The sequence below is a fragment of the Lentisphaera marina genome (genome assembly GCF_028745505.1).
Lineage (GTDB): Bacteria > Verrucomicrobiota > Lentisphaeria > Lentisphaerales > Lentisphaeraceae > Lentisphaera > Lentisphaera marina.
In genome coordinates, this window is record NZ_JAQZZL010000002.1 from 764,408 (window position 1) to 791,247 (window position 26,840).

The window sequence follows — 26,840 nt, forward strand, 5'->3', positions numbered from 1 at the left end:
TTGTTTTAACTCATACACTCATGAAATAAAAATGGGTCGAATTATAGCGCTCTAAAGAAATTTGATTATCTAATCATGTGGAATATAACATTCAAATAATTGTAATGGGATTCTTCATATTGGAGGAACACATGACAGGTTAAGCAAAAGCAAATTATTTTAAGAGGACGGAAACCATGGCTAAGACAACTTTAATTTTTTCTTTGATTTACATAATAATGGGAGTGGGTGGTTACTTTGCTTCTGGTAAAGCGAGTGTTACTGCGCTTATCCCATCTTTTTTTGGTATCTTATTCTTTATATTTTCAATAATTGCCATTAAAAAACCAAGTTTGAATAAACACATGTTGCACGGCATCATGTTTCTCGTACTCGTGAGTCTAGGCGGGACTTTCAAGGGATTTGGTAAAATGCTTGCTTGGCTCAATGGACAAGAGATTGAGCGCTTACTTGCCGTACAAATCCAGGGTACTTTTTTTATTCTTAACTCAATTCTTTTGATCTGTGGAATTTATTCATTCATCCAAGCAAGAAAAACAAAAGATTCCGAAGTTCCAAGCCCTAATTAAAAATTAAACATTGCAACTCTGTTGCGTAATCTCAGCAAAGAGTTCTCCTGGGTACGCCAAGCTACAGCTTGGCATTTCCCGATAAACAACACCTTAATTCTTAGCCCAAATTAAAAATTTAAAATTCACCATTAAAAATTAAAAATTGCTGAGATCTATTGCGGGAAAAATATTATTAACATGTATTCGAGTACCTATTAAACTTTAGATAAACGATTCTGATTATTAAAATATTTTAAACAGAATAGGCCAACAATGATCATCAATAAAAACTCTTCAGGTTCAGGAACTAAAGCCGATGTTTCTATTAACTCTTGTACATTAGCCAATCCAATGTCCACTGCAAAAAGAAGGTCGTCATAATCTCGGTCGCCACCACCATAAATATCTTCAAAACCCAAAAATAAATATGCCGAATCTTGTACCGCAAAACTGACAACATGCTGTAAACCATCTCCATTTGCATCAGTATCTGTAGAGAAAACATTGGATCCGCCATTGGCACCATTAGCAATTAAAAAGAAATCAAGACTGGTCCCAGCACTAAAGGTACCAAGCTCTACAAAATCTCCGGTATTCACTGGGTAGTTTTCACTAGTGGAACCAGAACGTCTACTTGCGTCGGGAAATATCAATTGTGGGTTGCCATCACTAATTCCAGGCCCCTCAGTGTTGAACCCAAGGGTATTGTGATAACCAGCACCTTCGCCAACAAAATAAACGCGTAAATCAGAGTCGTAGGCTAAATCTAATTTCGTAGAATCTAGAGCTAAACTCGATACGGTTTCTGTACTCAAGGCAACTCCAGAAGCTAAATTATTTTGGACAATTTGCTGTATTTCTGGTAGATAATTGTTTTGGAAATCAATTGAGTCATCATCAGATGCTGCTGTGTAGACTTCACCAACAATATCCAAACCAAAGGGACGGTCAGTCGATTGATATGGGGATAAACTTCCTTCTGCATATAAGAAAGCGTTGAAGCATAGGGATAAACTTAAGATTCCTAGCTTGTGTTTTATTTTCATTTTTCCTTCTCCAAAATTACTCAATATTGAGTAGTTTATTATTGTTTATGTGTTGAGAGCCTTTCAAATATTTTAAAAGACAGAGAGCGAATATTATTGTCAGCAGGACTTCCTCAGGCTCAGGGACCAAAGCTGAAGTCTCAATTAGTTGATTCACATTCATTGTTCCGATATCTACCGCAAAAAGTAGATCATTGTAATCCCTGTCACCACCATTATAAAGATCTTCAAAACCCAAAAATAAATAGGAAGAATTTTCTATTGCAAAGCTAACTACATGCTGAATACCATCGGGATTTACGCTCTCATCAGTTGAATAAACATAGGAACCGCCATTGGCACCATTAGCAATAAGGAAAAAGTCCAGTTCTGTACCTTCGCTAAAAGTTCCTAGCTCAACAAAATCACCTTGAGCTAATGGAGTATTGTTATTCCTATTAACCGGATTATCGGGATTAAGGTAATCACTGCTCACGCTAGCGTCGGGAAAAATTAATTGTGGGTTTCCAGTTTGAATACCTCCAGCTTCAGTATTAAAACCCAGTGTATTATGATAACCAGCTCCCTCACCAACGAAATACACTCTTAGATCTGCATCATAGCTTAAATTTAATTTGTTGGGGTCTAGAGCAATACTATCCAGAGTCTCATTATTTAGACTCATTCTCTCGCCTAGATTATTCTGAACAATTTGATTGATTTCTGGGAGATAATTATTTTGAAAATCAACTGAAGCCTCGTCAGATGCAGCGATGTAGACTTCGCCAACAATGTCTAGCCCAAATGGTCGTTCACTCGCTTGATAAGGGGATAGGCTAGCATCTGCATAGGTGTTTTGTATAAAGTACATCAATACTATACAAAGAGCTTTAGTTAGTGATTTCTTTCCATTTCTCATTGTTGAACTCCTTTATCTATCAGTGTTTTGTTGAGTGCTAATTCATTATTTGATTTTTCTGCCATAAAATATTTTAAGAAGTTGATTATTTGCTCTTTATCTTGGGCTTTAACTCGGCTTAATACCCAATGACCCTGTTGGCCACGCAAGCGTAAATTGATATCTTCTTTGAGAACCTTGAGCATATCCGTATAAAATTCTCCATTTTGAGAAAACCAATACGCGTAATAATACTTTTCTTTCCCTTTTTCAGCTCTCACCAACTTGACTTGATGTCCTTTTGGGAACTGGCGAATTTCGGAGTCAACTATATCCCAATTAGCCCCTTTCAGGCAGTACTCTGGGGAATGCATACTATGACGTTCACTACTGTGGACAGAGACCATGAGCTGAACATCTTTATTACCTGATGTATAATTTCGACAGATAACATTACCATTCTCAAAAAAATTAATTAAATAAGCAGGGACATCACGTTTCTCTCCCGTCCATGGCCCAATGACATAGCTGGGGTAAGCTTGTTTGAATTCAGATTTTTCACTTGTTAAAACAAGACTAAAAGCCGCGTAAATGACAATCAATAAGTAAGAATGTTTAATTCGACTCAAAGCTTCAAACCTAGGCACATCCACTTTTTCTTTAGGTCGAATAGAATAATAAATAGCAAACATCAATACCGAGATTAATAATTTTATCACTAATGGATCAACCTGATAACTAGACCCCAAAGGCATGTAGGTCGCTATTACATAAGTACTCGCAGGAAAAGCACAAGATAAAACAACAAATGCAGGAATGAATAAGTAAAGGTTCTTTAAGCCTTTGTACTGGATTAAGTACGCGGATAGCAAGAATAAAAATGCCATCATCCACAAGGTGTTCATATCAAAAAATAATGCCGTAATAATCATGACTTGAACATGGTTAAAAGCAATCAGCCCCCCATTGATGAACGAGGATTTGTAAGTCAAGTTTTTTGACGTAAGCCTTACTAAATAGAGAGCCAAAATAAAGAATACCCATGAAAATTTATCTAAAGGTGAATCTAACCAAGCATCAAGAGTATCAGAGAAAAAAGGATAAAATAACGTCAAATAGCACAGTGCAATCACAAGTTCCTTTCTAAAGCCCTGTTTTTTCTCTTGAGTATCATTACTACTAAGCTCTTTGAGACCCATAAAAAAGTGAATGCTCATCATGCTAACAAAAAACCAGATCAAGCCCACAACACTATGTAAAGCACCTTCAATGGGCGCATCATTATAAATTCCCAAGATAATTAGAGTAGAAATTCTGAGGGAATTAAAGCAGAGTGCCATTAATACGAGAGTGAGTAAATAATAGAAGCAATTCTTTAAACAAATTTTACGCGACATAACGCATAAAATTGTACCAAAAGTTAAGATGTACTTCAAAGTGGAAGAGCCACTGCAAGCAGGGACTACATCAAACTTTATTCCATGTGAGCTAATTATCGTCCCACTAAGGCTTATATCCTCAATGAATAATTGCAGGAACGCATAAGAAAAATTACTGGAGAATTGACGGAGAGGAAAGTTAAGTATAGGCTCGCATATGCTTAGTAGCAAATACATTAAGGCACCAGATGACAAGGCACCAACAACTTGTTTCTTCCTAGTCATTCAATGCACCCCTTCGATTTGAGCTATATAAGTCTCTATTTTTTGCATCGATTCAGAACTCACTTGCCCAAAGCCTTCTTGAACACTTTTTAGGCAAGCCCTATAGCTAAATAGTGCTTCCTGATTGCGTTTTAAATGGCGATAACTTTCAGCTAAGTTGTAAAGTGTTTTTGGATCTTTATTAGCTAAATCAATCGAATTTTTAGGGGCCAAAATCTTTACCGTTTTTTCATACAATTCATTGGCGTTTAAAATAGATGTATAAGTATGCAGTATTCTGTAATCATAGGGAGATAGATCATGTGCTTCTTTAGCACTTATCAGAGCAGCTTCATACTGGCCGTCCAGAAATAAATTCCATGCAATATTATTGTGTATTTCAGCCTTTTGTTTACTGAATGGTAGGTGGAATTCATATAATTTGGCAGCCTCACTAAATAAATCAGTTGATTCACAGAGTAGGGCGAGTCGAAGAATATCGTTGGCATGTTTTTTACTCGTATGAAACTGCTTTTCAAGTAAATCAAAATTCCCCAAGTGTATCTGAGCTTCAGCCCAATAGTAAAATGCGGAAGCATTGTTTGTTTTGTATTCATCCAAGGATTCGACTACGGAGTCATATTTTTTTTCATATAGTTGAACCGCTACCTCAGCGAGAACCATTTTTGTGTCTTTAGCTATATCTTGATTCACCAGCAAAAGCTTTTTCGCCTTATTTAGGTCTTGCTTCTTCAAAGCCTCTTTAACTGAAAAATAACAGATTAAAGAAGAACTATTTTCGAGCAGGTCATGATCTTGAATATATTCATTAGCGAATTCGTATTGTCCCAAGCCAATATAACACTCGGCTAATAGTATTTTTTCTCTTCGCATGGAACATAGGTCCGCTTGGTGTTCAAAGAGGATGATTGCTTGCTTCCATTTACCCTCAAGCATTAATGCTTTTATATTTAGCAGTGTTATTTGTTTATGAGAACGGTAGTGAAGTGGTAGTTGAGCAATTAAAGCTAGTGCCTCTTTGCCTCTTTTATCGATGAGTTCGAAGTTGATTTTTAAGATCTCAAAATTAACAGAAACAAGCTCTTTATTCAATAATTCTTCATAGTGCTTTCGTGCTAAAGCAAGTTCATTTTTATGTAAATGAATTAGGCAAATACCAAGCTTAGCCTCATCCTCAAAATCTTTATTCTGCTTAAGTTGATCAAATAATTCATAAGCCTCATTAGTATTACCTTCGTACAAATAACGATAGGCCAGACTCAGACCATTCGTGCCCTGCTTGACCCAGAATTGTTTAGCCTCTTCATTTATATCTTTTAGTTCAATATTTTGCAGCAATAAAAAACTCAGACTTTCAGTTCTTTTACTACCTAGTTTACCTTCCTTCAAATCCTTTAAAATGACCTCGTGCCTTTGATGAATAAAAGCTTCATATAGACTCATTTCCTGTAGAGTAAAAAATGGACTCTCATGCAACTTTAATAATTCTTCTGCTTTTTCAAAATCTTTTTTCTGGAGATACAAAGTCATTAAATCATTAACAGATTTCTTATCTTTGGGAAAATACTTAACTTTAAGTTCCGCAAGTCGAAGTAGGGTATCATTCTTATTATTTAGCGCATATATAGAAGCTAGCTGATCGAAGAAAGCTTTGCTGTATACTCCCTTTCTAAATTGTCTTTTGATTATTTGTTCCGCAAGGACGTGCTGACTCTCTTTGATTAATGAACTTGCCCAAAGTGACGTTAATAATGGACTCGACTTCAGCACGGGATCACTCAAGCCATTGGCTAAGTCAATCAGCTTCTTATCTTCAGCCCTAGAATGATAATATTGAATTAATAACAAGCGACTCAAGGCTGTCTTAGGTAAAAGACGCTTAATTTTTTCTTCCGTCAAAGCTGAATCCATTTGGGGCTTTGTACAAATCTGATAAAGTAAACTTTCACCTTCCAATCTAGGATCATCAGACTTCAACTTGTCAAGCAAACTCGCTAGCTCAATAAAATTCTTTTGGGCAAAATAAATATTGCCCGCAAGTAGGCGACGATTAATCATTAAATTATCATCATTCTCTAAATTCAGCGTATCAATTTGACTTAAAATTTTTAAACTTTCGTCATACTGATTCATCAAAAATTTTGCATAGGCACCCTCAATCAAAACATTTGCTGATTGCGGGTATCGCATTCTAGATTCCACAAGTACAGACTCTGCAGCATCATAACGACCTGCAATCATGTAGAGTCGGCAATAACTTACAAGTCCTTTTTCTTCCAGGATTCCATTGCGATAACATTGAGCTAAAAACTCTATGGCGCCCTGGTAGTCATTTTTTATGATATAGCAATTGGCAATTCTTTGTGCCACTTTTGCATTTGGAAAATCTTTGAAAAAATATTCCCATAAATCCCAAGCTTTGTCAAGTTGTTTAAACTGAATGAGTAAGTCACCGTGAGTTAAGACTTTTTTCACGGGATCTTCGAGTTCATTGGCCATTTGAATTAGCCTTTCTTGTTCCCCGTAGTTGGATTGAATCTTGAGTTTATTTAGACTATAGATTCTCAATAGAACTTCTCTATTCTTCAGGCCGTTTTCCCAGGCCTTTTCTGCATAGGCAACACTATCACTTCTTTTTGATAGGGTTTGTGCAATTGAACTCGTTTCCCACAGTAAAGATTTATCTTTGGGTTTCAGTGACACCGCCTTTACAATAGCCTTGTAGGCTTGATGATAATGACCCGATTCTTTAAAACGATTAAAATTATTTATGTGATCTTCATAAGTGAGTGAAACCTTAACCTCTTTTGGGCTAAATTTCTTTTGAATAAAATAAAAACTAGCAGAGCTTACTACTAGTAATGAGACAAATAACAATAATTTTTTCAGCATAGTTCTAGATCTTTATGATTATAGATGAAAACGATAAAGCATGTCCAATTCTAGAGTTGTCTAATGAGGCGTAAGGTGTTAATTTTCTTGGATTTATATAATAAATCATTTTAGTTTATTTGGCTTTGTGTGGGTATGCATATATTATTTGTCTGACTTATGTAACATAATTCCGACCTTTTAACCTCCTAGATAACACACCCCGCGCATAGAATTAGCCCCTGGGATCTTCAAACTTCAGCTGGGCTCTTTAATCCGCCCGCGGAGGGCCCCATCACCCCGCCGGTCGATGGCTGACAAGCCTCGCAGGGAAGGGGACAGCGTCCCAAAACTAAAAATCAAAATTATCCCGTATCCCCTATAAGCATCAAGTACTATCTGTGTAATGCCCCCCTTTTTCAAGGGGTAACATTACGTAGTGCGAGTTAAGAGTCGCAACTTGTTGTTTTAAGGTAATCATGCAACTAGGCTCGCATTGAACCAAGCTTCATAATCGTATGGGGTCATGTAGCCCAAAGATGAATGAGGGAAGTCCTCATTATAATTTTGAATCCATTTAGTAAGTTCTTCTTTCAGCTCATAAATGTCCTTCCATTCTCGAGGCCAAACTAAATCCTCCTTAATGGTTCGGATAACTCTTTCAGTATCCGCATTTCCTTTAGGGTTATTATAGGAAGTGAAAATCTGCTGAATACCTAGAGATTTACACTCTGAAATAAAACGTTTTGAAGTAGGCTGACAACCATTGTCTGAAACCAATTGCAAATAAGGATTAGCTTCTTTAATCCCATTAGGAAATTGATTGTTTATCCCCATATGGAGAGCACTTAACCAATCATCCGTACGACTTGTTGATTCCAATGAATGACCAATGATTTTCTTGCTACCCCAGTCAATTAAAACATGAAGGTACACCCAGCCCGAGTTTGGAATTAAAATTTTAGTCATATCCGTACCCCAAATCGAATTAGGCTCAATGGTCCTAGGTTTGCTCCGAGTAGGAGTTCTCTTTGATTTAAGCTTAAGGTTGGGCGGAACTAAAAGGTTTTCTAGTTTCATGATTCTATGAATGCGTTTCTTATTCACATTAATATTTTTACGAAATTTTAGATATGCCCAAACTCTTCTATAACCCCAGGAAGGGTGTTCATTCTTCATCTTTTTGATCTTCACTAATAAATCCTGATTAGCAGCACTCAAAGTTCGTTTCCTTTTCAGAATTCGTTTTTTTTTAGTTCCACAGTCAAATCACCAATAATAGTTTTAAGCTTATTTACTTCACTTTTTAAACGTTCTTCAGTTTTATCTACACCACCATGAGCAAATACCTTTGAACCATCAGACAGAAGCTTGTCTCTCCACTGGTAGTACTGCGTTTGAGTTATCTGGTGGCGGTTGCAAAGCTCGCTGACAGTGCAGTCAGCTCTAAGCCCTTCCATAACGATTTTAAGTTTCTCTTCTGGTTTCCATTGGCGTCGTTTCATGTGATACTCCGTGTTTATATACTATCTAATTTACACGACTTCTTAAATGGGAGCACTATATCTGGGCTCTTTTATCCGCCCGTATTGCGATACCCAGCTTGGAAATTTCGGACTAAACTTCATGGTTAGCAGGACTTTGAACTGTGCTGCTTCAGCGGAAATTAGACAGTTAGGCATTTTTTCTTAGCTGAGATTTGTTACATTACTGGCTTCATTACTCCAAGCGATAAACTTATTCCTGAATCCGTGATCAGGTTTTGAGATTCATGAGATAATGGTTTGGTCGAGTAATTCTTAGATCGTTTTTATCCCAGATTGTGAGATGTCCTTATTTCTTAAGCCTATCGCTCGTGATCAGGTGTCTAAGGATAGTAAATATAGCAATTTCTAAGGCAATTCACCCAACTTGGACAGAGTAAAGCACAAAACTCAATAAAAGAGCTTTGCAATAAACTTCTTATTAGTGGATTAAAGGCTAAATGATATTTTTTGATACAGCTTAAACCAAGGGCTATGTCGACCAAACTTGAGAGTTTCATCTCCTGCGTGCTTTACGTGTTTACAAGCGGTTAAAATCAAGTCACGTATCACGCACCGTAGGCGGCGTCGTTGGGCTTTGATTTTAATTGGAGCCAAGGATTTATTATGGATAAGGTGATTACCAATGACTCTGAGCACATTAAAAGCGAGCATAGCGCAGTGCAAAAAGAATTGATTCGCTTTAAATTTCCCTGAGGGTAAACGCTCTACATTCATATCGCTCTTCAATTCGCTATGGAACTGCTCACTGGTTCCATGATCGTGATAAAGTTCGATCACATCCTCGGCTTCTAAAGGTAAATTCGTCCAATAGGTCTCCACTTCGATTTCTGGCATCAAAAGTCGATTGCCATCTTGATCTTCGAGTCGTTCCGTAACTTTAAAAATAACAGGAACCACTTTATGTTCTTCATTGTTTCCAGGATGTTTGTGATGGAGTTCACCGACAAAGACACTCTTACCATCTCGAGATTTAAGCTGTCGCCCTAAACGCCGTGCGTTGGATAGCCACTGTTCTTTAGATTCCTTTCTAAGGTTCCGTTTAATCAGAAAATATTGATCATCAGGAAGGTGTCCGAAATTAACCTCAGCATCGTGAGCGGAATCTAAACGAAGTAGTACGGGGTGCTTAAGCTTTAATTTTTTGATCATAGTAAAGCTGTCATCTAAGAACTCTGGCATCCCTTTTTGTGCATGCTGTGAACCTGGACGCAGCTCATTATTTAGCATAAAGCCCTCAGTTCCAAGGTAGGCAAACATGGGAGAAAATCCGTCATGATTTTTATATGTCCAACTCACATTTTCTTTATGGCTACCGGAGTTATCCATGGGTGATACATCCATATCGAGTGGAATAAAATTCATCCCCCCTTTTGATATATTACCTATACACTGTTTTTTGAGCAGGTTTGTATTCGCTGATTTTAAATGCACTTCATGCTCAGAAGACATGATTTCTAGTCGTTGACGCAAACGTTCCTCGGATGGAACTTTGTTTAATCCAAGTGATTTCATAAAGACTTCGTTTTCACGAAACTGACTAATATCTGTGAAGCGTTCACGCCCCTGAATCAGTAACCCCACCTGTGATTTGAAAATATCTAGATCTTGAAAGATATGATTGGCCTTGTGATCTGTATTGAACTCATCGTCAATTTCACTTTGTTGAAGGACTTGGCCACCTAAAAATATTCCGCCAATACTGTGAAGGGAATCATTGCCTGTGTCGAGTTTAAATGCTTTATTCATGAGAAAACCTGTTGGGTGATTTTGGTGTCGTAACTTAAATTACTATAAACCAACAGGTTTTCTTGTTTTTAAGCTGTTTTTTAAGATCAGCTCACGGATTCAGGTTATTGGTAAAGATGTGAGTATTATTCAAGAAAGAAAAAGAAAACTCGCTGAGGCAAAAATTCGTAGGTTAGAGTTCTTTGCAGAAGCTTCATAAGCCAGTAATGTAACAAATCTCAGCTAAGAAAAAATGCCTAACTGTCTAATTTCCGCTGAAGCAGCACAATTTTGAATTGTTGGATCAGTAGTTGAGTCATATAAAGCACAGATCGATCAGATGAGAAAGATGAAGCAACAGAGTTGCACAGACTGTTGACAAAGTCCTCCCGTGTGGAGGACTTTTTTATTGGTTAAATTATATTGACTAATGATTAAAAAACAGTCAAAACAGTCCGAGTTTGAATTCGTTTGCCTTGAGCAATTAGTTCCGCAAGACCACCTTTTGCGGAAGATCGACTCCATTGTCGATTTTGAATTCATTCACCACAAGGTGGCACACCTCTATTGCCCAACAAATGGTCGTCCCGGCGTTGATCCAGTCGTTCTTTTTAAGATGCTTTTTATTGGATATCTATTTGGTATTCGCAGCGAGCGTCAACTCATTCGTGAGATAGAAATGAATATGGCTTATCGCTGGTTTCTTGGTTATAACTTACAGGATAAAATTCCGCACCACTCAACCATCAGCCAAAACCGTCGCCGTCGTTTTCAAGAGAGCAATGTTTATCAAGAAATATTCGATGAGATCGTTCTCTTAGCTATGGAGCGTAAGCTTGTCGATGGAAAGCACCTTTATACCGACTCTACTCACTTAAAGGCTAATGCCAATAAGAATAAATTTGATAAGCAAGACGTTGAGAAGTCGACTCGAGATTATTTAGATGTTCTCAATAAAGATATCGCGAAAGATCGAGCTCAAAATGATAAGAAGCCTCTCAAAAAAAAAGATAGTAGCCCGGTGATTAAAGAAACGAAGATCAGCACCACTGATCCAGACAGTGGTTATATGGTCAGGGATGGTAAACCCAAAGGCTTTTTCTATCTAGATCACAGGACTGTCGATGGGAAGTTTAATATTATCACTGACAGTTTTGTCACCGCGGGAAATGTTCACGACAGTATCCCGTATCTCAAGCGCTTGGATCACCAACTTGAACGGTTTAATTTTAATGTCGAAGCTGTTGGTTTAGATGCCGGTTATTTCACCGCGGGAATCTGCAAAGGACTTGTGGATCGAGATATTTTCGGTGTGATAAGCTATCGACGCCCGAACCATATTAAAGGTTATTTCCGGAAAAGTCAGTTCATTTACAACTCTACAGACAATAGCTATACCTGCCCGGCAGAGCAGGTACTTCCTTATCGAACAACCACTCGCGAAGGCTTCCGCGAATATGCTTCAAACCCTAAAACCTGCACCAACTGCTCATTGCGAAGCCAGTGTACAAAAAGTGCGAATCACACAAAGATCGTCACACGACATATCTGGGAGGATCAAAAAGAGTGCATCAAGAAAAACCGACTCACACCAGAAGGTAAAATCCTATATAAACGAAGGCAGGAAACCGTGGAGAGGAGTTTCGCTGACTCAAAGCAATTACACGGTCACCGTTATGCGAAATTGCGTGGAATTAAAAAGGTTCAAGAGCAGTGTCTTTTAGCCGCCGCATGCCAAAATATGAAGAAAATTGCTATCGCTTCGTAAAGGAGCACTGCATTTCTTGATGAACGCAGAATTTCACTCAAGAAAACACCAACAAGCTCCTGCAAGACATTTCTACATACTGTAAGAACCTTTTGTTGAAATTATAAAATATTTGCTTTTCTGTACAAAAAGAAAACCCCTGTTACAAAAACGGGGGTTTATCAACAGTCTGAGCAACAGAGTTGCAATTTTTAATTTTAAATTCTCAATTTTGAATTTTTAATGTGGGTTAAGAATTAAGCAGGCGGGACGCCTGCGCTCCTATAGTAGTCCAAGTAATTAAATAGATAAATATAATGAGGGGGTCTGGGGGAGAAATTTTAGAATTAAAAAAGGAACATATAAATTTAATTATTCTCGGTACGAATTGGCGCTCCTGTCTTTGAAAGACTTTCTGGGCACTTCGACCGGGAATGATTATCAGCAAGACGAATACTCAGAAAGCTTCCACCACGAATGCTATAGGAATTTCGCACGCTGACTTTTAAATCTATATATTCCTAAGGAGTAAAAATGTATTATACAAGAACTAAAAAGCCATCTGAATACTCAGTTATTATTGCGATTGACTGGGCTGATCAAAAGCATGATCTACGAATCCTTCGGGATTGTGAAGAAGAATGTAAAGTTATCAGTAGTGATTTACTTACGCTCAAAAAATTCTTTAATGAACTCATACTTGAATCTGTTAATGATCCCATCGCGGTTGTCATCGAAAGCTGCCAATCTGCACTGATGAATTTATTGATATCCATTAGTGAATTTGATGTCTATACAGTTCACCCGACCACTTCTTCGAAGTTTGCTAAAACATTCCATCTTAGTGGCGCGAAAAGTGACCGAGCAGATACCAAATCATTACTTGAACTATACTTAAAACACCCTGATAAAGTTAAAAGAGTAGACGAATCTTTTTCAAAAGGAAAACTGAAGCGACTGAATACAAAAAGGCGTGATTTAGTAAATGATAGAACTCGTTTAACTAATCAACTCACTGCATTGTTGAAGATCTATTATCCAAATGCACTCAAAGTCGTGGGGAATCATTTATATGCAGACATGTTTCTAGATTTTTTGGATAAATATCCAAGCCCGCAGGATATCATTAATGCTCATCAAATCGGCATTACTAAATTCTTTAACAAACGCAGTACAAGCCATACAAAAACAAAAGTGAGGGTTCAAATATTACGCGCTTCTGTTATTGTTGTTAATGATGAAGATGAGGTGGATTACTACATATTTGAGATACAACAATTCTGCCACAGAATCCGGAGTTTAAATAAGGTTATTAAAGCTTATGACGAAAAAATTGAGCAAGCTTATAGGGAAAATGAAGATCATGAAATATTCCAATCATTTCCAGGAGCAGGTCCTAGTATCGGACCACGTCTTATGGCCTTCTTTGGAAACGATCGAGAAAAATTTCAGTCTGTAAATGAGGCTCTTAAAATCAGTGAAATAGCTCCTGTGACAATTCAGAGTGGGAAAATGAATATTGTCCGAAGACGTTTTTTATGCGACAGGTTCACTCAACTTAGTTTTGTTGAGTTTGCCAATAATTCCATAAGGTCATCAATATGGGCACATGAATTTTATTATCATAAGAAAGCTCTAAACATACCTCACTTCACAATACTTAGAGCTTTGGCGTACAAATGGATTCGTATCATGTACAGTTGTTGGAAAACGAGAACTCCATATAATGAAAAGACCTATCTAGAAGTATTGGAGCAGAGGCGACCAGCATGGTTTCAGAAATTCGTTAATTAATCTCGAATTCTAGTTGTAAGTGCACTCAGAAAAGCCCAGGGAAGTGCTTGCGCTGAGGAAGCAGGAAGCAGGAAGCAGGTGGTAGTGCAATGTTTAATTTTAAATTCTCAATTTTGAATTAAAGACAAGAGCAAGCTTGAAAAGACAAATCAGCTTAAAAAGCAAATCGATGACATCGCTCAAAAACATGACTGAGCCACTAAAAGTAGAAGCTAATCAGTCTTAGCCAGATTTTAATTCTTAAATCACACCAATTAGCTGACTAATCTCTGGGTTCTAAAATATGACTATTAATACCTATTTACTAAAATAAAGCTTCACTTTACGGTACGAAACTTAGCTTTTTCGAGACTAGTTGTAATGACTGATTTGAGAAGTTCAGGTTTACTGCCTGGCCCAACCGTTAAAAGTTTTGGGCCGGTTAGAGGTTTACTAGTTGAGGGCTTGATATAAACAGTACCATCAGGGCAACGCTCAAAATTGATATATTGCTGAGCTATTTTACAACAACCTTTGACGCGGAGAATACTATTCGGCAGGGCATTACAAATATCTTCAACACATTCTTTATCAGGAAGGTCTGGAAGATCTGACGAGCATGACGCCCAGTGAGCTTTTTTGTGATCAAGCTTTTGGGCCTCATTATGTGATGGCATAAGTTGAGGCAAAAGTGAAATATCCAACTCATTTAGTGAAAGAATCTTTGCAGTCGGATTAAGCTTATTGACTTGATTAATAACCTCCTCGCATCTATCCTCAGAAGCTTCATCCATGTGTGTAAGTACAATAAGAGAAGAGACCTGTACCTGGTTAGCTTCAAGTTCATTATGTTCTCCTCTAAGCTGCCAGTTTTTGACATCCACCACCGAGAGTTGAACAGGTGGGAGGAAGCGTTCTGCAATCCCAACTCCAAGAAAACCCATCAAGGCACAGGCATCAGAAGTTCCATTAGCTTCAATAAGTGTAATGCCTTGGTCGCGAGCTGGAATGCAATTTACAAATTCTCTCAATTCATTAATACCACTGCAGCATACGCAACTACCATTAAGGGCTCGAATCCACTGAGGCTCAATTTGACCGCTAAACTGCTGAAGGTCAACAAAGGCATTTTCGTAATCATTTAGAATAATAAATGGATTCCAACCTGCTTTACTATAGCTCATAGTAAGGTGCTTAAGTAAAGTTGTTTTCCCGGCCCCAAGAAAGCCAACAATAGCTACAATAGATTCCATTTTCCCAAACTATCTTTAGTTTTATAATCTTAATTTTTCACACCGCCCGCATAAAGATGAGCTAGCTTAACTGGCGGACAATTTAAATCAATTTTTTATAAACTAAAATGAATTTCTTGGTAATGTAACAAGTTTTGTGCTTTGAGTAGAAAAACCATGACGACCTTAATGAGATTCATGCAGGGCTTTCGAGTATTCAAGAAAGTCGGATTCCTATAAAAAGGTAAGCTCGTCTGAGATACTAAAATTTTTAATTTTTAATTTGGGCTAAGAATTAAGCAGGCGGGACGCCTGTGCTCGTGCGCCTGAGAGCGCACACAATCAATGAGGTGAAAGTCCTCATCAACAAAGGCTGATTATGTTGTAGTCGAACCTAACTGCGTTGTCGTGAGGCGGGGTGGAGAGCAAGGCAAGACGAAACAGCAGTCCGTAGGATGACGAACTCGATTCGGCTTTATAGTACTGGCGAGCCTGCGTGCGCTTGGCGAAGCTTGGAACAGAAAGAAAAAAAAAAAGGTAGTTCTGAAAATCCTCTATGCTGAATATCAGCGAGTAGCAAAGCAGTAGAGGAAGTCTATAGGGTGGTTGGAGACGGAATGCCGTGAAGGTTGTGTGACGTTAATCAGGGAGATCTGCATGTGCAGTGCAATAAGGCATGCAGAAGTCAGAGCTCTCATAGTAGTAAAGAAGGCGGTGAAAGCCGTCAGAGCGAAGGAGAGTAGGAAGATGAAACTGAGAAGAAAAGAATGAAGGAATGAAACAATTGTCAGAGACGACTAAACATTCATGGGAGCAGTTAGGGCGCACCGAAGAGATTCGTGCGTGGGCCTCAACTTCAGTCTGGACAGATCAGATGCTGGGAACTCTTGAAACAAGAGTTGAAGGTAGGAAATGGTATAGCTTAATAGATAAAGTAGCGCGAGAAGTGAACCTTGTAGAAGCCTGGGAATCTGTTCGTGCAAACGGCGGGAGTCACGGGGTGGATATGGTGAGCTTGGATCGTTATGAATCAGAGTTAGAGCACAATACTGAACAATTGATGAAGCAATTACAGGCGGGGACTTACCTTCCGCAATGCGTTCGCAGGGTAGAGATCCCAAAAGCCGACGGTAAAACGCGTGCATTGGGAATACCAACCGTGCGAGATAGAGTTGTTCAGACTGCGCTCAAGAATGTTATTGAACCGATATATGATGCGGAATTTTCTGCACAGAGTTTTGGTTTTCGTCCGCAACGGGGATGTAAAGACGCGCTTAGGCGGGTTCATCATCTACTTACGCAAGGACAGCTCTATGTCGTTGATGCGGACATTCAAAGTTACTTTGATATGATACCGCACGACAAACTCATGGCACGAGTCAAAGAGAAAATAAGTGATGGCAAGGTCCTTGACCTTATAGAAGCTTTCCTCAAAGCGGGGATATTCGACGGAATCAAGGAGTGGGAACCCGAGAAAGGGACTCCGCAAGGAGGCGTAATTAGCCCACTGCTCGCCAATATTTATCTCGATGAATTCGACCATAGGATGAGAGACGCTGGTTTTGAAATAGTGAGGTATGCGGATGACTTTCTGGTGATGTGCGATAATGCAAAATCGGCTAAACGGGGCTTGCGCAAGATAAAGCGTTGGATGAAGGCCCATGGTCTGAATCTTCACCCCGATAAAACCCGAATTGCCGACATGAATCAGCAAGATGAGTACTTTGAATTTCTAGGTTATCACTTTGAGCGTTCGAAAAGGACGGGCAGAATAAATAGGTGGCCCCGAAAACAGAGTATGGCTAAAATTAAGGATACTATACGCAAGCGTACGAGGCGTTGTCATTGGCAATCCATAGAAGAAATTATTAAAGCCCTCAGGCCTAGTCTCAAAGGTTGGTATGAGTACTTCAAGCATTCCAATCGTTGGACCATGCTCGAAGTTGATGCTTTCTTTCGAAGAAGGTTGCGCAGTATCATCGCTAAGTACAACCGTAAGAGAGGTACTCATCGGATTATCGATAACAAGAAATATACCAAGAAATACTTTGTAGAACTAGGGTTCTTTTCACTGGAAGAGGCCTGGTTACTGGAATCTCAGTCTCTTCGGAGTAAGCATTGACCGGAGAGCCGTATGCGGGAGATCCGCACGTACGGTTCGGAAGGAGGGGAGGCTCCGCAAGGAGCTTTCCCTACCCTTATCCAGGGACTTTCCACTTTGAGCGAAGCGCCACCTTGAGGACGCAGTCCGATACCTAAGTGAGCAACGTGAACGCTACCTTGAGCCGCTAGGCGCCACCTTGAGCGGAGTGACACCTTAATCCAAAGGTGGCTGAAGCCCTTCACTTTGGAAGGTTTTGTAGTGTTTTTTATAGCTTTGGATAACGCGCTCGGGACGGTCGGCATCGGCTACGTTGTAGAGTTTGATACCGGTTTTGATTTGCGGAGCTTCTTTTTTCGGAAGCCATTTATCGGCAAACTCTTTTTTGAGCGAAGCGTACTCTGGGTTGTCAGCGAGGTTGGTCCATTCATTGCTGTCCTGAGTTTTATTGTAGAGCTCTTCAGTGCCGTCGAAATAACGAGTGTAGCGCCACTTTTTTGTTCTCAGGGTGTAGTTACCACGGCCCCAGGTAGTCATAGCCGGAGATATTTTTTCCTTGGATGGATTATCGAGCCAGGGACGAAGGCTAATGCCGTCAACGTAGGATGGTGTGCCGATTCCTGCTAAGTCGCAGAGGGTTTTGTAAACATTGATGAGTCCTACTGGCTCATGACATTTCTGGCCATTGCCTTTGCGGCGTCTATCCCAAATGATAAAGGGAGTGCGTGTAGCTTCTTCCCAGAGAGAAAATTTACTAAAAGAGCGCTTTTCACCCAGGTGGAAGCCGTGATCAGACCACAGGATAACGATGGTGTTATCTGCGTACTCACTTTTCTCGAGGGCATTCATGACCATTCCGACATTATCGTCAGTAAAGTTAATGCTGGCTAAATAACCGCGTCGAACTTTTTCCCAGGCATTGTCACGAGCCATAGGAATTTCGACATAGAGTTGGGCATTACTTTGACCGGCAATGGGGATATCTGTCAGATCATTAGCCTTGATTTTTGGGGGCTGAATGGGGAAGTTAAAGCGGTCGTAGTTTTCTTTTGGAGTGATAAAGGGCGTGTGAGGAAGAATAAAACCTACTGAAAGGAAAAAGGGCTTGTAATGCTTTTTCTCAAGGAATTTCTTTGCGTACTTCGCAGTTTTGAAGTCGCGAAAATCTTCCTTGGGGTTTTCCGCAGGGCAGGCTACAAGACGCTTTTGGTAGGGTTCGGGGTAATAGCCGTAATCCTTGATGAGTTTTAGTTTTGAGTCACCAAAGGATTTGTAGTCGTCCCATTGAACATCCTGCATGTAGGCGTTGTCAGGGTTGTGGTACACTTTGGTGATACCCACGGTTTCATAGCCATTATTTTTGAAATGCAGTGGCATGGGAGTGAGACGGTCGAGTTCACCTGTGGTAATTTCAACTATATCGTAGAAAGGGTAGAGACCTGAGTTGTGGGGCTCTATGCCAAACATGAGGGCATTCCTACTCGGAGAACATCCCGGCGAAGTGCAGTGTGCGTTAGTGAAGTTTACGCCATTAGCAGCTAGCTTGTCCATGTTTGGGGTGAGTGCCTGGGGGTGACCATCCAGAAATCCCACCCAGTCATTCATATCGTCAACACAAAGCATGAGGATGTTGGGTTTTTCTGCTCCTTCCGCAAAGGAGTTAAAAGTTATGAATGTAAGTAGTAGGGATGCAAGAAGTTTAAGTTTATGCATAATTATCCTATGTTTTAATTTTAGCTTGTTTGAATGTATCTTAGTCTTGGCAGTCAAAAAGAGTATTCTGAGTGACGCCTGTGCTCCACATGTCTAGTCCGGAGTTCCCGGCGAGGGAAATGAGGTTTCTCAACTCAATGTGGCCATCTACAAACAAGTAGTTTGTGGCGTAAGTTTTTGTATGTTTTTTTGGTGTCCCAAGTAAGCTATCTCTAATGTTATCTAAAGTAGCATAATGAAGACTATTGAGTCCTACAGTCGAGTTTCCTGTTAAATTGTCAGGGTCGATCTCCACTTTGTAGATAGCTGAGTTAGGGCTATTAACTTCAGAAAACCTCATCGACCATGGTGTTTCATTATTATTTTCAACAGCCCAACCATTTAATGTGACTCCGCGCTCCCAAGTATTGTTGCCTAAGGATGGGTCCTTGGCTCTCATAAATGAATATGAACGACGAATGTTACTTGTGTTTGCCGCAATACCTTCATAATATTTGTCTTCTTCAGGGCAGTTAAAAAAAGATAAGCGATTTCCAATATCTTCATATCGGTAGGGCGCACTGAGCTGACTATTGCCATAGCTTAGGATTTTTCTATCAGTATTACCTACAGTCGTATCTGTCGCTGCAGGAAAGTGTCCTGTGTTATCATCTGCGTAGAGTAGGTACATTGTATTCAATGTTTTGAGATTGTTGATGCAAATAGACGCTCGACTTTTTTGACGAGCTTTACCTAATGTAGGTAGAAGAAGAGATGCCAGTATGCCAATTATGGCAATAACCACGAGCAACTCGATGAGAGTGAACTTTAAGCGGGTTCTATTTTTTATCATTATGCTCAATTCCATTTTTTAAATTAAGTGGCTCTCCTTAAGAAAAACAAATCCAAAGAGTCTGATGCCGAATATTTCTTATTTTTAATATTTATAACACGAAAAAATCACTATGTCAACCAATTTTATTTAAATGTTTAACATTTACTTGTAAGATCGCTATTTGCTTATTATTATGTAATATATTTAATATAATGGAGTCAAAAAATGAGTATTATTAAGATATCACTTGCGCAATGGTCTTTGCATAAACGTTTTCAAAGTGGAGCTCTAGAAAATTTAGATTTTCCAGCTTTTACTCGTGATCATTTTGATTTATCAGCACTTGAATACGTCAATATCTTTTTTAAACAGACAACAAATTCATATGTAAGAGAACTGAAACAAAGGTGCGATGACAATGGGGTTAAGAGTCTTTTAATTATGTGTGATGGCCTTGGACGTTTAGGAGATCCAGATAGAATTAAACGTGAAAAAGCGGTGGAAAATCACCTCATATGGTTAGAGCTTGCCAGTAAATTATCTTGCCATTCTATAAGAGTTAATGCGGAGTCGGAAGGAAGTTTTGAAGAGCAATGTCAATATTCCGTTGATGGTTTGCGGGAGCTAAGTCAAAAAGCCGACGATTTTGACTTGAATATCTTAGTAGAAAACCATGGGGGACTTTCATCGAATGGTGCTTGGCTAAGTCAGGTAATGCAGGGAGTTCATTTAGAGAATTGTGGAACTCTACCTGATTTTGGTAATTTTGATGATTATGATAAGTATAAAGGAGTAAAGGAGATGATGCCTTGGGCCAAGAGTGTGAGTGCTAAGAGTTTTGACTTCGATAATGAAGGAAATGAAATCAATATAGATTATCATAAAATGATGCAAATTGTTCTTTCACAAGGATATTCATCTTACTTTGGTATAGAGTATGAAGGCGATAAATATTCTGATATTGAAGGTGTGAATTTAACAATAGATCTTTTAAAAAGTTTTGAAAATACAGAGGTATGATTATGAAAGTTATTTGTACAGTAATATTGCTTGTTCTATCACTACAATCAGAAGATAAATGGTTAGTTTTGTTTGATGGGACAGATTTAAATCAATGGCAGAAAAGCACGGGTAATTGGCAGGTAGATAAAAATGAGACTTTGCTTATCCAACCTAGAAAGGGTGAGAGTGGTTGGGAGCGGTACAGTTCATACCTTTACACGAAGAAGCAGTTCTCAGACTTCACTATTGAATTTGAATACAGCTATCCCAAAGGAGGAAATAGTGGTCTTTATTTTCGCGTAGCGGACATGAAGGATGCAACAAAAAGTGGTATGGAAGTGCAAATCCTCGATTCTTTAAATAAGAAGGGTAAACTTTCCCATCACGATCATGGAGGAGTTATAAAAACTGTTGCACCGAGTAAAAACATGTCGAAGCCTGCAGGGTATTGGTTTAAGGCACAATTGAGTTTAAAAGGGCGCCATATTCTTTACATACTTGATGGTGAAAAAATTATTGATCATGACTTTTCTAAAAATCCAAACACAGGGAAGAAGCCACTAAAGGGTTACATTGCTTTGCAAGATCATGGATATGGTAATGACGTGCGCTTTCGGAATATTCGAATAAAAGAAATCAAATAAACGTAACAACAAGGTAAGCAGAGTAAAAGTTTCACGATAATAAAATGGTTAACATTTAATAATAAATGTTTATTTATTTCACCAATAAGGTTGACAAGTTTGCTCTCTTGCTTTAATTAAGGAAATGATTAACATTTAAGATGAGGTGCGATATGAGCTTACCTAGAATAGGATCCCAATTATTTATAAATCGTGGAGATAGTCCGGAACAGGCCCGTGAATGGGTTGATCAAATGAACACCGTAGGTTTGCGAGTTATTCGTTTATTCATGTTATGGGATTTAGTTGAATCCCGCGAAGGGCACTGGACTTGGGATGTGTTTGATGCGGTCTTTGATCAAGCAGCTAAGAATGACATGGGAGTAGTACCGACTCTTTGGGCATTGACCTCGCCAGGTTGGATGAGACGAGTTCGTTCCTTGCAAGGGATTGATGATTTAACGGATAAGAAATTCACGGATAGGGCAATGGATTATGTGGATCGCTGTGTTTTACGTTATGCTAATCACCCGGGTCTTGATTCTTGGATTATATGGAATGAAGCAAGTTTGGAACTGGTTCCAGAAAAGAAATGGCAAACGCAATATCGTGATTTTTTGAGTTCTTATCATGGAAGTATTGAAGAGTACAACCGCCTTTCATATCATCAATTTGAGAGTTTTGATGAAGTACAAATTCACGAGGGTGAGTTAAATGATTTTTGGGCCCCGCACATTGAACAACTGGATTGGGCGCGCTTCAATCGTTCACAGCTCCTGTACTGGATGAAAGTCATTACTGAGCGTATACGATCTAATGACCCGAATCATCCGATTCACGTTAACCCGCACGCATTAGTTAGTAATTATACTAAAACGGGACAAGAGGTTTGGGAGGAAGGCAAAGTTGTGGACTTTCTCGGATGCAGTGCTCACCCGGTTTGGCATTTTACCCGTTTTGAGAGAAAAGCTTGGCCCCAGGCAATTGCCATGTCGACAATTTTAATGCGCAGTGCCAGTAAAGGTCAGCAGTTCTGGTTGAGTGAACTTCAGGCTGGTCCGGCAATTGATTCGGGTTTGATTTACGATACTCCTACAGGGGATGATTTTCGAGTCTGGCTGTGGACGGGAATCGGTACAGGTGCAGATGCTTTGGTATTCTGGTGTTTTAATGATCGCAATGATGGCGCGGAAGCAGGTGAATGGCGTTTGATGGGACCGGCCGGTGGAGAAACAAAGCGCAGTAAAGTTACCACAGAAGTTTGTGAAAAGCTTATTCAACACAATGAATGGTTTGAAAATAGTCAGGCTAAAACACCATGCGCACACATTTTACATAGTACTCCAAGTAGAACTTTTGCGTACCTCGCAGAAGAAGGCCCCGTTGAAAATCCCCGTTCACAGGATTCGGCGGATGATGCACTTTGTGGAGCTTGGACTCTATTGGATGATTTGGGGATTGAGGCGGGTTTTGTCAATGAGGCAAAAGTGAAAAGTCTTGATCCAAAACAGAGTCCCTTGTTGATTTGTCCCAACGTGACCTGCGTAGAAGATAAGTCACTCATTGCTGAACTGCATCAATATGTTGAGCATGGGGGTACTCTTATTGTCGATGGCGCTTTCGCCAGTAAAGATCAGAACGGCTGGATGCTTCGTGAACAAGTTTTTGAATTGGAAAAACTCATTGGAGCTAAAAAAACTGATCAGACTTGCTTCAGAGAAAAGACTTTAATTCAGGGACAAAATTCCTACTACGAAGCTTTCTTTATGAGAAATGATTTTGTTCCAACTGAAGGTACTCAAGTTTTTGCGACATGGGAAGATGGTGATCCGGCTGGCTTATGTCATTCTTTTGGTCAGGGGCGCGTTATTACAATAGGAACCTGTTTTTTCCAAAAGTATTTTGTGAACCAGGATCCAGCCTTACTTAAGGAAATGCTGATCATGCTCGATATGGATGATTTATTACCAAGTTTAAGTTTTGCCAATCAGAACTTAAGATCACTTCGTCACAGCGTACTTGATTCTAAAAAAGGAGATTTGCATATGTTTATTAATGATTTTAGTCAAAGAGATGTAAAACTTATGGTTCATGTTGACGGAATAGTGGAATTTATGGATACTGAGGAGTTAAAGTCAGTAGCTAAAGGTGAAGTTTTTAATGTAAGTTTACCGTCAAAAGGTGTCCTTTTGCTCGGCTTTAAGGAGAATGAGTTAGTATGAGTGATTCACATATAACAGATCCTAAGGACATTGTTCCTTTAAAGCAAAAGCTCGCAGTGGGTGCCGGTGGTTTTCCCATCCAGAACGGTGGCCTAGTGGTTCAGTATATGGCGCAACCAATTTTCCAGATTTTCCTCGGTTTAAACCCCGCCTTGTTTGGATTAGCCATGACTATTCCGCGTATTTGGGATGCATTTACAGACCCTATTATGGGGCGTGTATCAGATCGCTATAAATCTAAATATGGTCGCCGTCGTCCCTTTGTCTTTGTGGGAGCAATAGCCGTTGCCTTATGCTTTTTGTCTATTTGGATGGTACCCGAAAGCATGGGAGAAACAGGTACTTTTTGGTGGTTAACTATTGGCAGTGTGCTCTTTTTTACTGCGTTCACAGTTTATTCGGTCCCTTATAATGCTTTAGTGTATGAACAAACACCAGATTATCATGAGAGAACTAGATTGATGTTCTATTTGGCCTTGTTTTATAATATTGGGAATTTATGCGTGAATTGGTATGTTCCTGCAACTAATTGGAGTGGCTTTGAAAACCCCTTAGTTGGAGCTCGATGGATTGCTGTGGGCCTAAGTGTTTTTGTCTTTTTAGGCTTGGGATTACTTCCTGCTATCTATGGTAAAGAACGTTTTTATGAAGTGGCACAAAAAGAAAATAATGAAATAGGCTTTTTTAAAGCAATTGGTCAAGCAGCATCATCCAAACCTATGATGGGCTTAGTAGGGATAGTTTTTGCACTGAATTTTTGTGGGACGATTGCAGGGAGTATTGCCATGTACATTGTAATTTATCACGTAAAGTCTGGCGATGTAGCCGGTGGTTTAGTACTCAATGCCTGGAATGGTACAGGTTTTGCGATTGTCGGTTTTGCAGGTATTTTTATTTTGCGCTGGTTGGCAATTAAATTTGGTAAGCGTAAAGCAATGTTTTATGTCTTGCTATTAACGGCTTTGGGAGGTGTTTCAAAATGGTTTATCTTTACGCCAGAGCATCCTTACCTACTTCTTTTAGATGCCGTTCTAAATGGTCCAGTGTGGGTTTCATTGGGAGTCATCGTTCCTTCTATGATTGCCGACCTCTGTGATTGGGATGAGCACAAATTTGGCGAACGTCGTGAAGGCATCATCAGTTCAGTATTTACCTGGATTACAAAGTTTGGTACATCATTCACTTTTTTGGTTTCGGGTATAGCACTTCATTTCAGCGGATTTGATGAGGCCTTAGGGGCAGATCAACCAGAGGGGACAATGACAACTCTACGCATATTTTTTGTAGGCGCTTCAGTTGCCGCACCAGTCTTAGCAATGTTTTGCTTAAAACTTTACAATATTAGCGAAGAAAGTGCCTACCAAGTTCGCAAGGAATTGGAAGAGCGTCGCGGTACAGTTTAACTTCAGTGTATTTGGAAAATATTATATGAAATATCTTTTTACTTTATTGTTTGTTCTTAACTTCTCACTTATTGCAGGATTGCAGCCGATTACGGCAAAAGACGGCGTACTCTATTATGCCGATGGCAAAGAGGTTAATCTATGGGGAGTAAATTTTCAGCCAAGTTTAAGTTTTGAGCATGCCGCTCGAATGGAGAACCAAAACTTGCTTATGCCCTTACGTGTGGAAGACTTAAAAAGTGTTACAGATGAAAGTTTTGATGAAGTGCAACTCATTGGTTCTGAACTTATTCGTATTCATCTCGATCCGGCGGATTATTCTGATGAAAAAGGTAACTTAGTCGAGACGATTTGGCTAGATATTCTTGATTATACAATGGCTGAATCTGAAAAGCGCGGCGTTTATGTCTATCTTACTTTTCTCAATCACTTAGCTCACGAAGGCAGTCAGCACCTAGGGCCTAAGGACTCTTACATCAAAGCGCCTCGCGAAGACTGGATGTTTGAAGATCATTTGATTAATGCGGGGAAAAATAATGTGCGTCAGCTACTGAATCGCCGCAATCCATATAATGGGCTCTTGTATAAGGAGCACACATCCCTAGGCCTGGTTGAGCCGATTAATGAGCCTGCCTTTGTTTGGTATGAAAAATGGCTACAAAAGAACCCAGGGCAAAGCAAAAAAAACTTCAGTGATTACAGGTACAAAGCAACCTTAAAGTATCTCAATGAAATGGTGGAGCTCTTTCGAGAGGAAGGGCTGAAAATTCCTGTTATCTGGAATAGCAATTGGCCTAAAATGATTCGCAACCATAAAGATGTCTTCCAGGCTATTGCCGATTCAAAAGTGGATGGCGTTTCCTTTTGTAATTACCCCGGGCAGGATGATTTAAAGGCACCTTTTTGGAAATACCCTAAATGTCTCGATGAAAATAATTATCTTCCCTACCTTCAGCAGTGTTTTGATGAATGGGACTATCTTGGTTGGGTTAAAGATGAGCGATTCAAAAAAAAGGCAAAAGTCGTTTATGAATATGAGACAATGTTTAATCAGACGGGCTATATGTATCCTGCCATGGCAAAGGTGTTTCGCGCACTTGGAGTTCAGGTTGCAGCTCAGTGGACCTATGGTTTGACTTCCTACATCACTCATCAGGGTGGCTCGCACGTGTTTAATCTCAAATCTATGCCATCCAAAACAGCATCATTTATGGTGGCTGGTGAAGTCTTTAAACAGGAAGTACGAGGTGGTGTATACAAAACTGATAGCAATAAAGGGCACAAAGAGGCTAATGTACTTTTTTCCTTTAGTGATAAGCTTTCAGCCTCGTATAAAGATGGTGTACTAACTTATAGCAATAATCTAGAATCCGCACTCGTACCGAAAGATGAATGGCCAACAAAAATATTTGGTTTAGGGAATTCAGAATTCGTTAACTACAGTGGGAATGGATTATACATACTCGAAGAGCAGGGGAATATAATTCGTTTAACTGTTTATCCAGATCGCGAATATGTAAATCCTCATTGGAAAGAGCTCCATACCGGTGAAGAAGTGATGAAACTCCATTCAAACCGCATGAATCAAATGAGTTTAAAGTTAAGGAATCCGGAAGCGCAGTATCGTGTTTTTAAGAAAGTAGCTTATCGCTGGGAAACGATGACTTTCGCCAAAACAGTTAATTCTCTTAATCTTCGTCTTAATGCAGGTGAATACCTTATAGAAAAGCTTTAGTGTGTTTAGGAAAATTATGGTTTCCCCCTAGGCCATGTTTTATGCGCTACAGGAATATGTCAATGACACCACATACATATTTCTGTAGCTCGATTTTTTTTGTTCATTAAGATGTATTTTTTATTTAGTTTTCAAAATATTTATACATGAAAACTTGTAAGTTTTAGTTTTTCTTATATTGTTTAATTCATTAA

The 26,840-nt window shown here is 39.3% G+C and carries 19 protein-coding genes; 9 read left to right on the forward strand and 10 right to left on the reverse strand.

Annotated features, from left to right (window positions below):
- Positions 1-176 precede the first annotated feature (176 nt).
- Positions 177-569 (forward strand): hypothetical protein, encoded by a 393-nt coding sequence (locus tag PQO01_RS14345; protein WP_274314778.1) that lies wholly within the window; start codon positions 177-179, stop codon positions 567-569.
- A gap of 197 nt (positions 570-766) precedes the next feature.
- On the opposite strand, the gene PQO01_RS14350 is transcribed toward PQO01_RS14345, so the two are convergent.
- The 7 genes from PQO01_RS14350 to PQO01_RS14380 form a co-directional block, all read right to left on the reverse strand.
- On the reverse strand, positions 767-1,597 hold the full coding sequence (locus PQO01_RS14350) for a DUF4114 domain-containing protein (RefSeq protein WP_274314779.1): 831 nt from the start codon (positions 1,595-1,597) through the stop codon (positions 767-769).
- 16 nt (positions 1,598-1,613) lie between these two features.
- Positions 1,614-2,495 (reverse strand): DUF4114 domain-containing protein, encoded by an 882-nt coding sequence (locus tag PQO01_RS14355; RefSeq protein WP_274314780.1) that lies wholly within the window; start codon positions 2,493-2,495, stop codon positions 1,614-1,616.
- Positions 2,492-4,138: an exosortase C-terminal domain/associated protein EpsI gene (locus tag PQO01_RS14360; RefSeq protein ID WP_274314781.1), complete on the reverse strand. Its 1,647-nt coding sequence runs from the start codon at positions 4,136-4,138 to the stop codon at positions 2,492-2,494. The genes PQO01_RS14355 and PQO01_RS14360 overlap by 4 nt, the downstream gene beginning before the upstream one ends.
- A complete protein-coding gene (locus PQO01_RS14365; protein WP_274314782.1) occupies positions 4,139-7,030 on the reverse strand; it encodes a tetratricopeptide repeat protein in 2,892 nt (963 codons plus the stop codon).
- Between the two features lie 456 nt (positions 7,031-7,486).
- Positions 7,487-8,230 (reverse strand): IS3 family transposase, encoded by a 744-nt coding sequence (locus PQO01_RS14370; protein ID WP_274314783.1) that lies wholly within the window; start codon positions 8,228-8,230, stop codon positions 7,487-7,489.
- A gap of 14 nt (positions 8,231-8,244) precedes the next feature.
- Positions 8,245-8,514 (reverse strand): transposase, encoded by a 270-nt coding sequence (locus PQO01_RS14375; RefSeq protein WP_274314784.1) that lies wholly within the window; start codon positions 8,512-8,514, stop codon positions 8,245-8,247.
- A 468-nt stretch (positions 8,515-8,982) separates the two neighbouring features.
- Positions 8,983-10,302, reverse strand: a complete 1,320-nt coding sequence (locus tag PQO01_RS14380; protein WP_274311999.1) for an IS1380 family transposase — start codon at positions 10,300-10,302, stop codon at positions 8,983-8,985.
- A 409-nt stretch (positions 10,303-10,711) separates the two neighbouring features.
- Between PQO01_RS14380 and PQO01_RS14385 the strand changes: the two genes are divergently transcribed.
- Both PQO01_RS14385 and PQO01_RS14390 read left to right on the forward strand, forming a co-directional pair.
- Positions 10,712-12,049 (forward strand): IS1182 family transposase, encoded by a 1,338-nt coding sequence (locus PQO01_RS14385; protein WP_274312506.1) that lies wholly within the window; start codon positions 10,712-10,714, stop codon positions 12,047-12,049.
- Positions 12,050-12,562: 513 nt separating this feature from the next.
- The gene (locus tag PQO01_RS14390) at positions 12,563-13,822 is read left to right on the forward strand and encodes an IS110 family transposase (RefSeq protein ID WP_274313421.1); all 1,260 of its coding nucleotides are present in this window, start codon (positions 12,563-12,565) and stop codon (positions 13,820-13,822) included.
- A gap of 317 nt (positions 13,823-14,139) precedes the next feature.
- Here PQO01_RS14390 and PQO01_RS14395 read toward each other — a convergent pair whose 3' ends face one another.
- Complete coding sequence (locus tag PQO01_RS14395) at positions 14,140-15,054, reverse strand: GTP-binding protein (RefSeq protein WP_274314785.1); 915 nt, start codon at positions 15,052-15,054, stop codon at positions 14,140-14,142.
- Between the two features lie 754 nt (positions 15,055-15,808).
- On the opposite strand from PQO01_RS14395, the gene ltrA reads away from it, so the two are divergent.
- Complete coding sequence (ltrA, locus tag PQO01_RS14400; protein ID WP_274312433.1) at positions 15,809-17,155, forward strand: group II intron reverse transcriptase/maturase; 1,347 nt, start codon at positions 15,809-15,811, stop codon at positions 17,153-17,155.
- 195 nt (positions 17,156-17,350) lie between these two features.
- Here ltrA and PQO01_RS14405 read toward each other — a convergent pair whose 3' ends face one another.
- Positions 17,351-18,847 carry a sulfatase gene (locus PQO01_RS14405; RefSeq protein ID WP_274314786.1) on the reverse strand — a complete coding sequence of 499 codons (1,497 nt, stop codon included), beginning with the start codon at positions 18,845-18,847 and terminating at the stop codon, positions 17,351-17,353.
- 40 nt (positions 18,848-18,887) lie between these two features.
- Entirely contained in the window at positions 18,888-19,679 is a 792-nt protein-coding gene (locus PQO01_RS14410; RefSeq protein ID WP_274314787.1) for a type II secretion system protein, read from the reverse strand.
- 207 nt (positions 19,680-19,886) lie between these two features.
- Here PQO01_RS14410 and PQO01_RS14415 point away from each other — a divergent pair, with 207 nt between their 5' ends.
- From PQO01_RS14415 to PQO01_RS14435, 5 genes are all read left to right on the forward strand, one after another.
- Positions 19,887-20,681, forward strand: a complete 795-nt coding sequence (locus PQO01_RS14415) for a sugar phosphate isomerase/epimerase family protein (RefSeq protein ID WP_274314788.1) — start codon at positions 19,887-19,889, stop codon at positions 20,679-20,681.
- Between the two features lie 2 nt (positions 20,682-20,683).
- Positions 20,684-21,307 carry a 3-keto-disaccharide hydrolase gene (locus tag PQO01_RS14420; RefSeq protein WP_274314789.1) on the forward strand — a complete coding sequence of 208 codons (624 nt, stop codon included), beginning with the start codon at positions 20,684-20,686 and terminating at the stop codon, positions 21,305-21,307.
- Between the two features lie 152 nt (positions 21,308-21,459).
- Positions 21,460-23,508, forward strand: a complete 2,049-nt coding sequence (locus PQO01_RS14425) for a beta-galactosidase (RefSeq protein WP_274314790.1) — start codon at positions 21,460-21,462, stop codon at positions 23,506-23,508.
- Positions 23,505-24,911 carry an MFS transporter gene (locus tag PQO01_RS14430; RefSeq protein WP_274314791.1) on the forward strand — a complete coding sequence of 469 codons (1,407 nt, stop codon included), beginning with the start codon at positions 23,505-23,507 and terminating at the stop codon, positions 24,909-24,911. Before PQO01_RS14425 ends, PQO01_RS14430 begins: the two co-directional genes overlap by 4 nt.
- Before the next feature lie 25 nt (positions 24,912-24,936).
- Complete coding sequence (locus PQO01_RS14435) at positions 24,937-26,646, forward strand: hypothetical protein (protein ID WP_274314792.1); 1,710 nt, start codon at positions 24,937-24,939, stop codon at positions 26,644-26,646.
- The last annotated feature ends 194 nt before the right edge of the window (positions 26,647-26,840 follow it).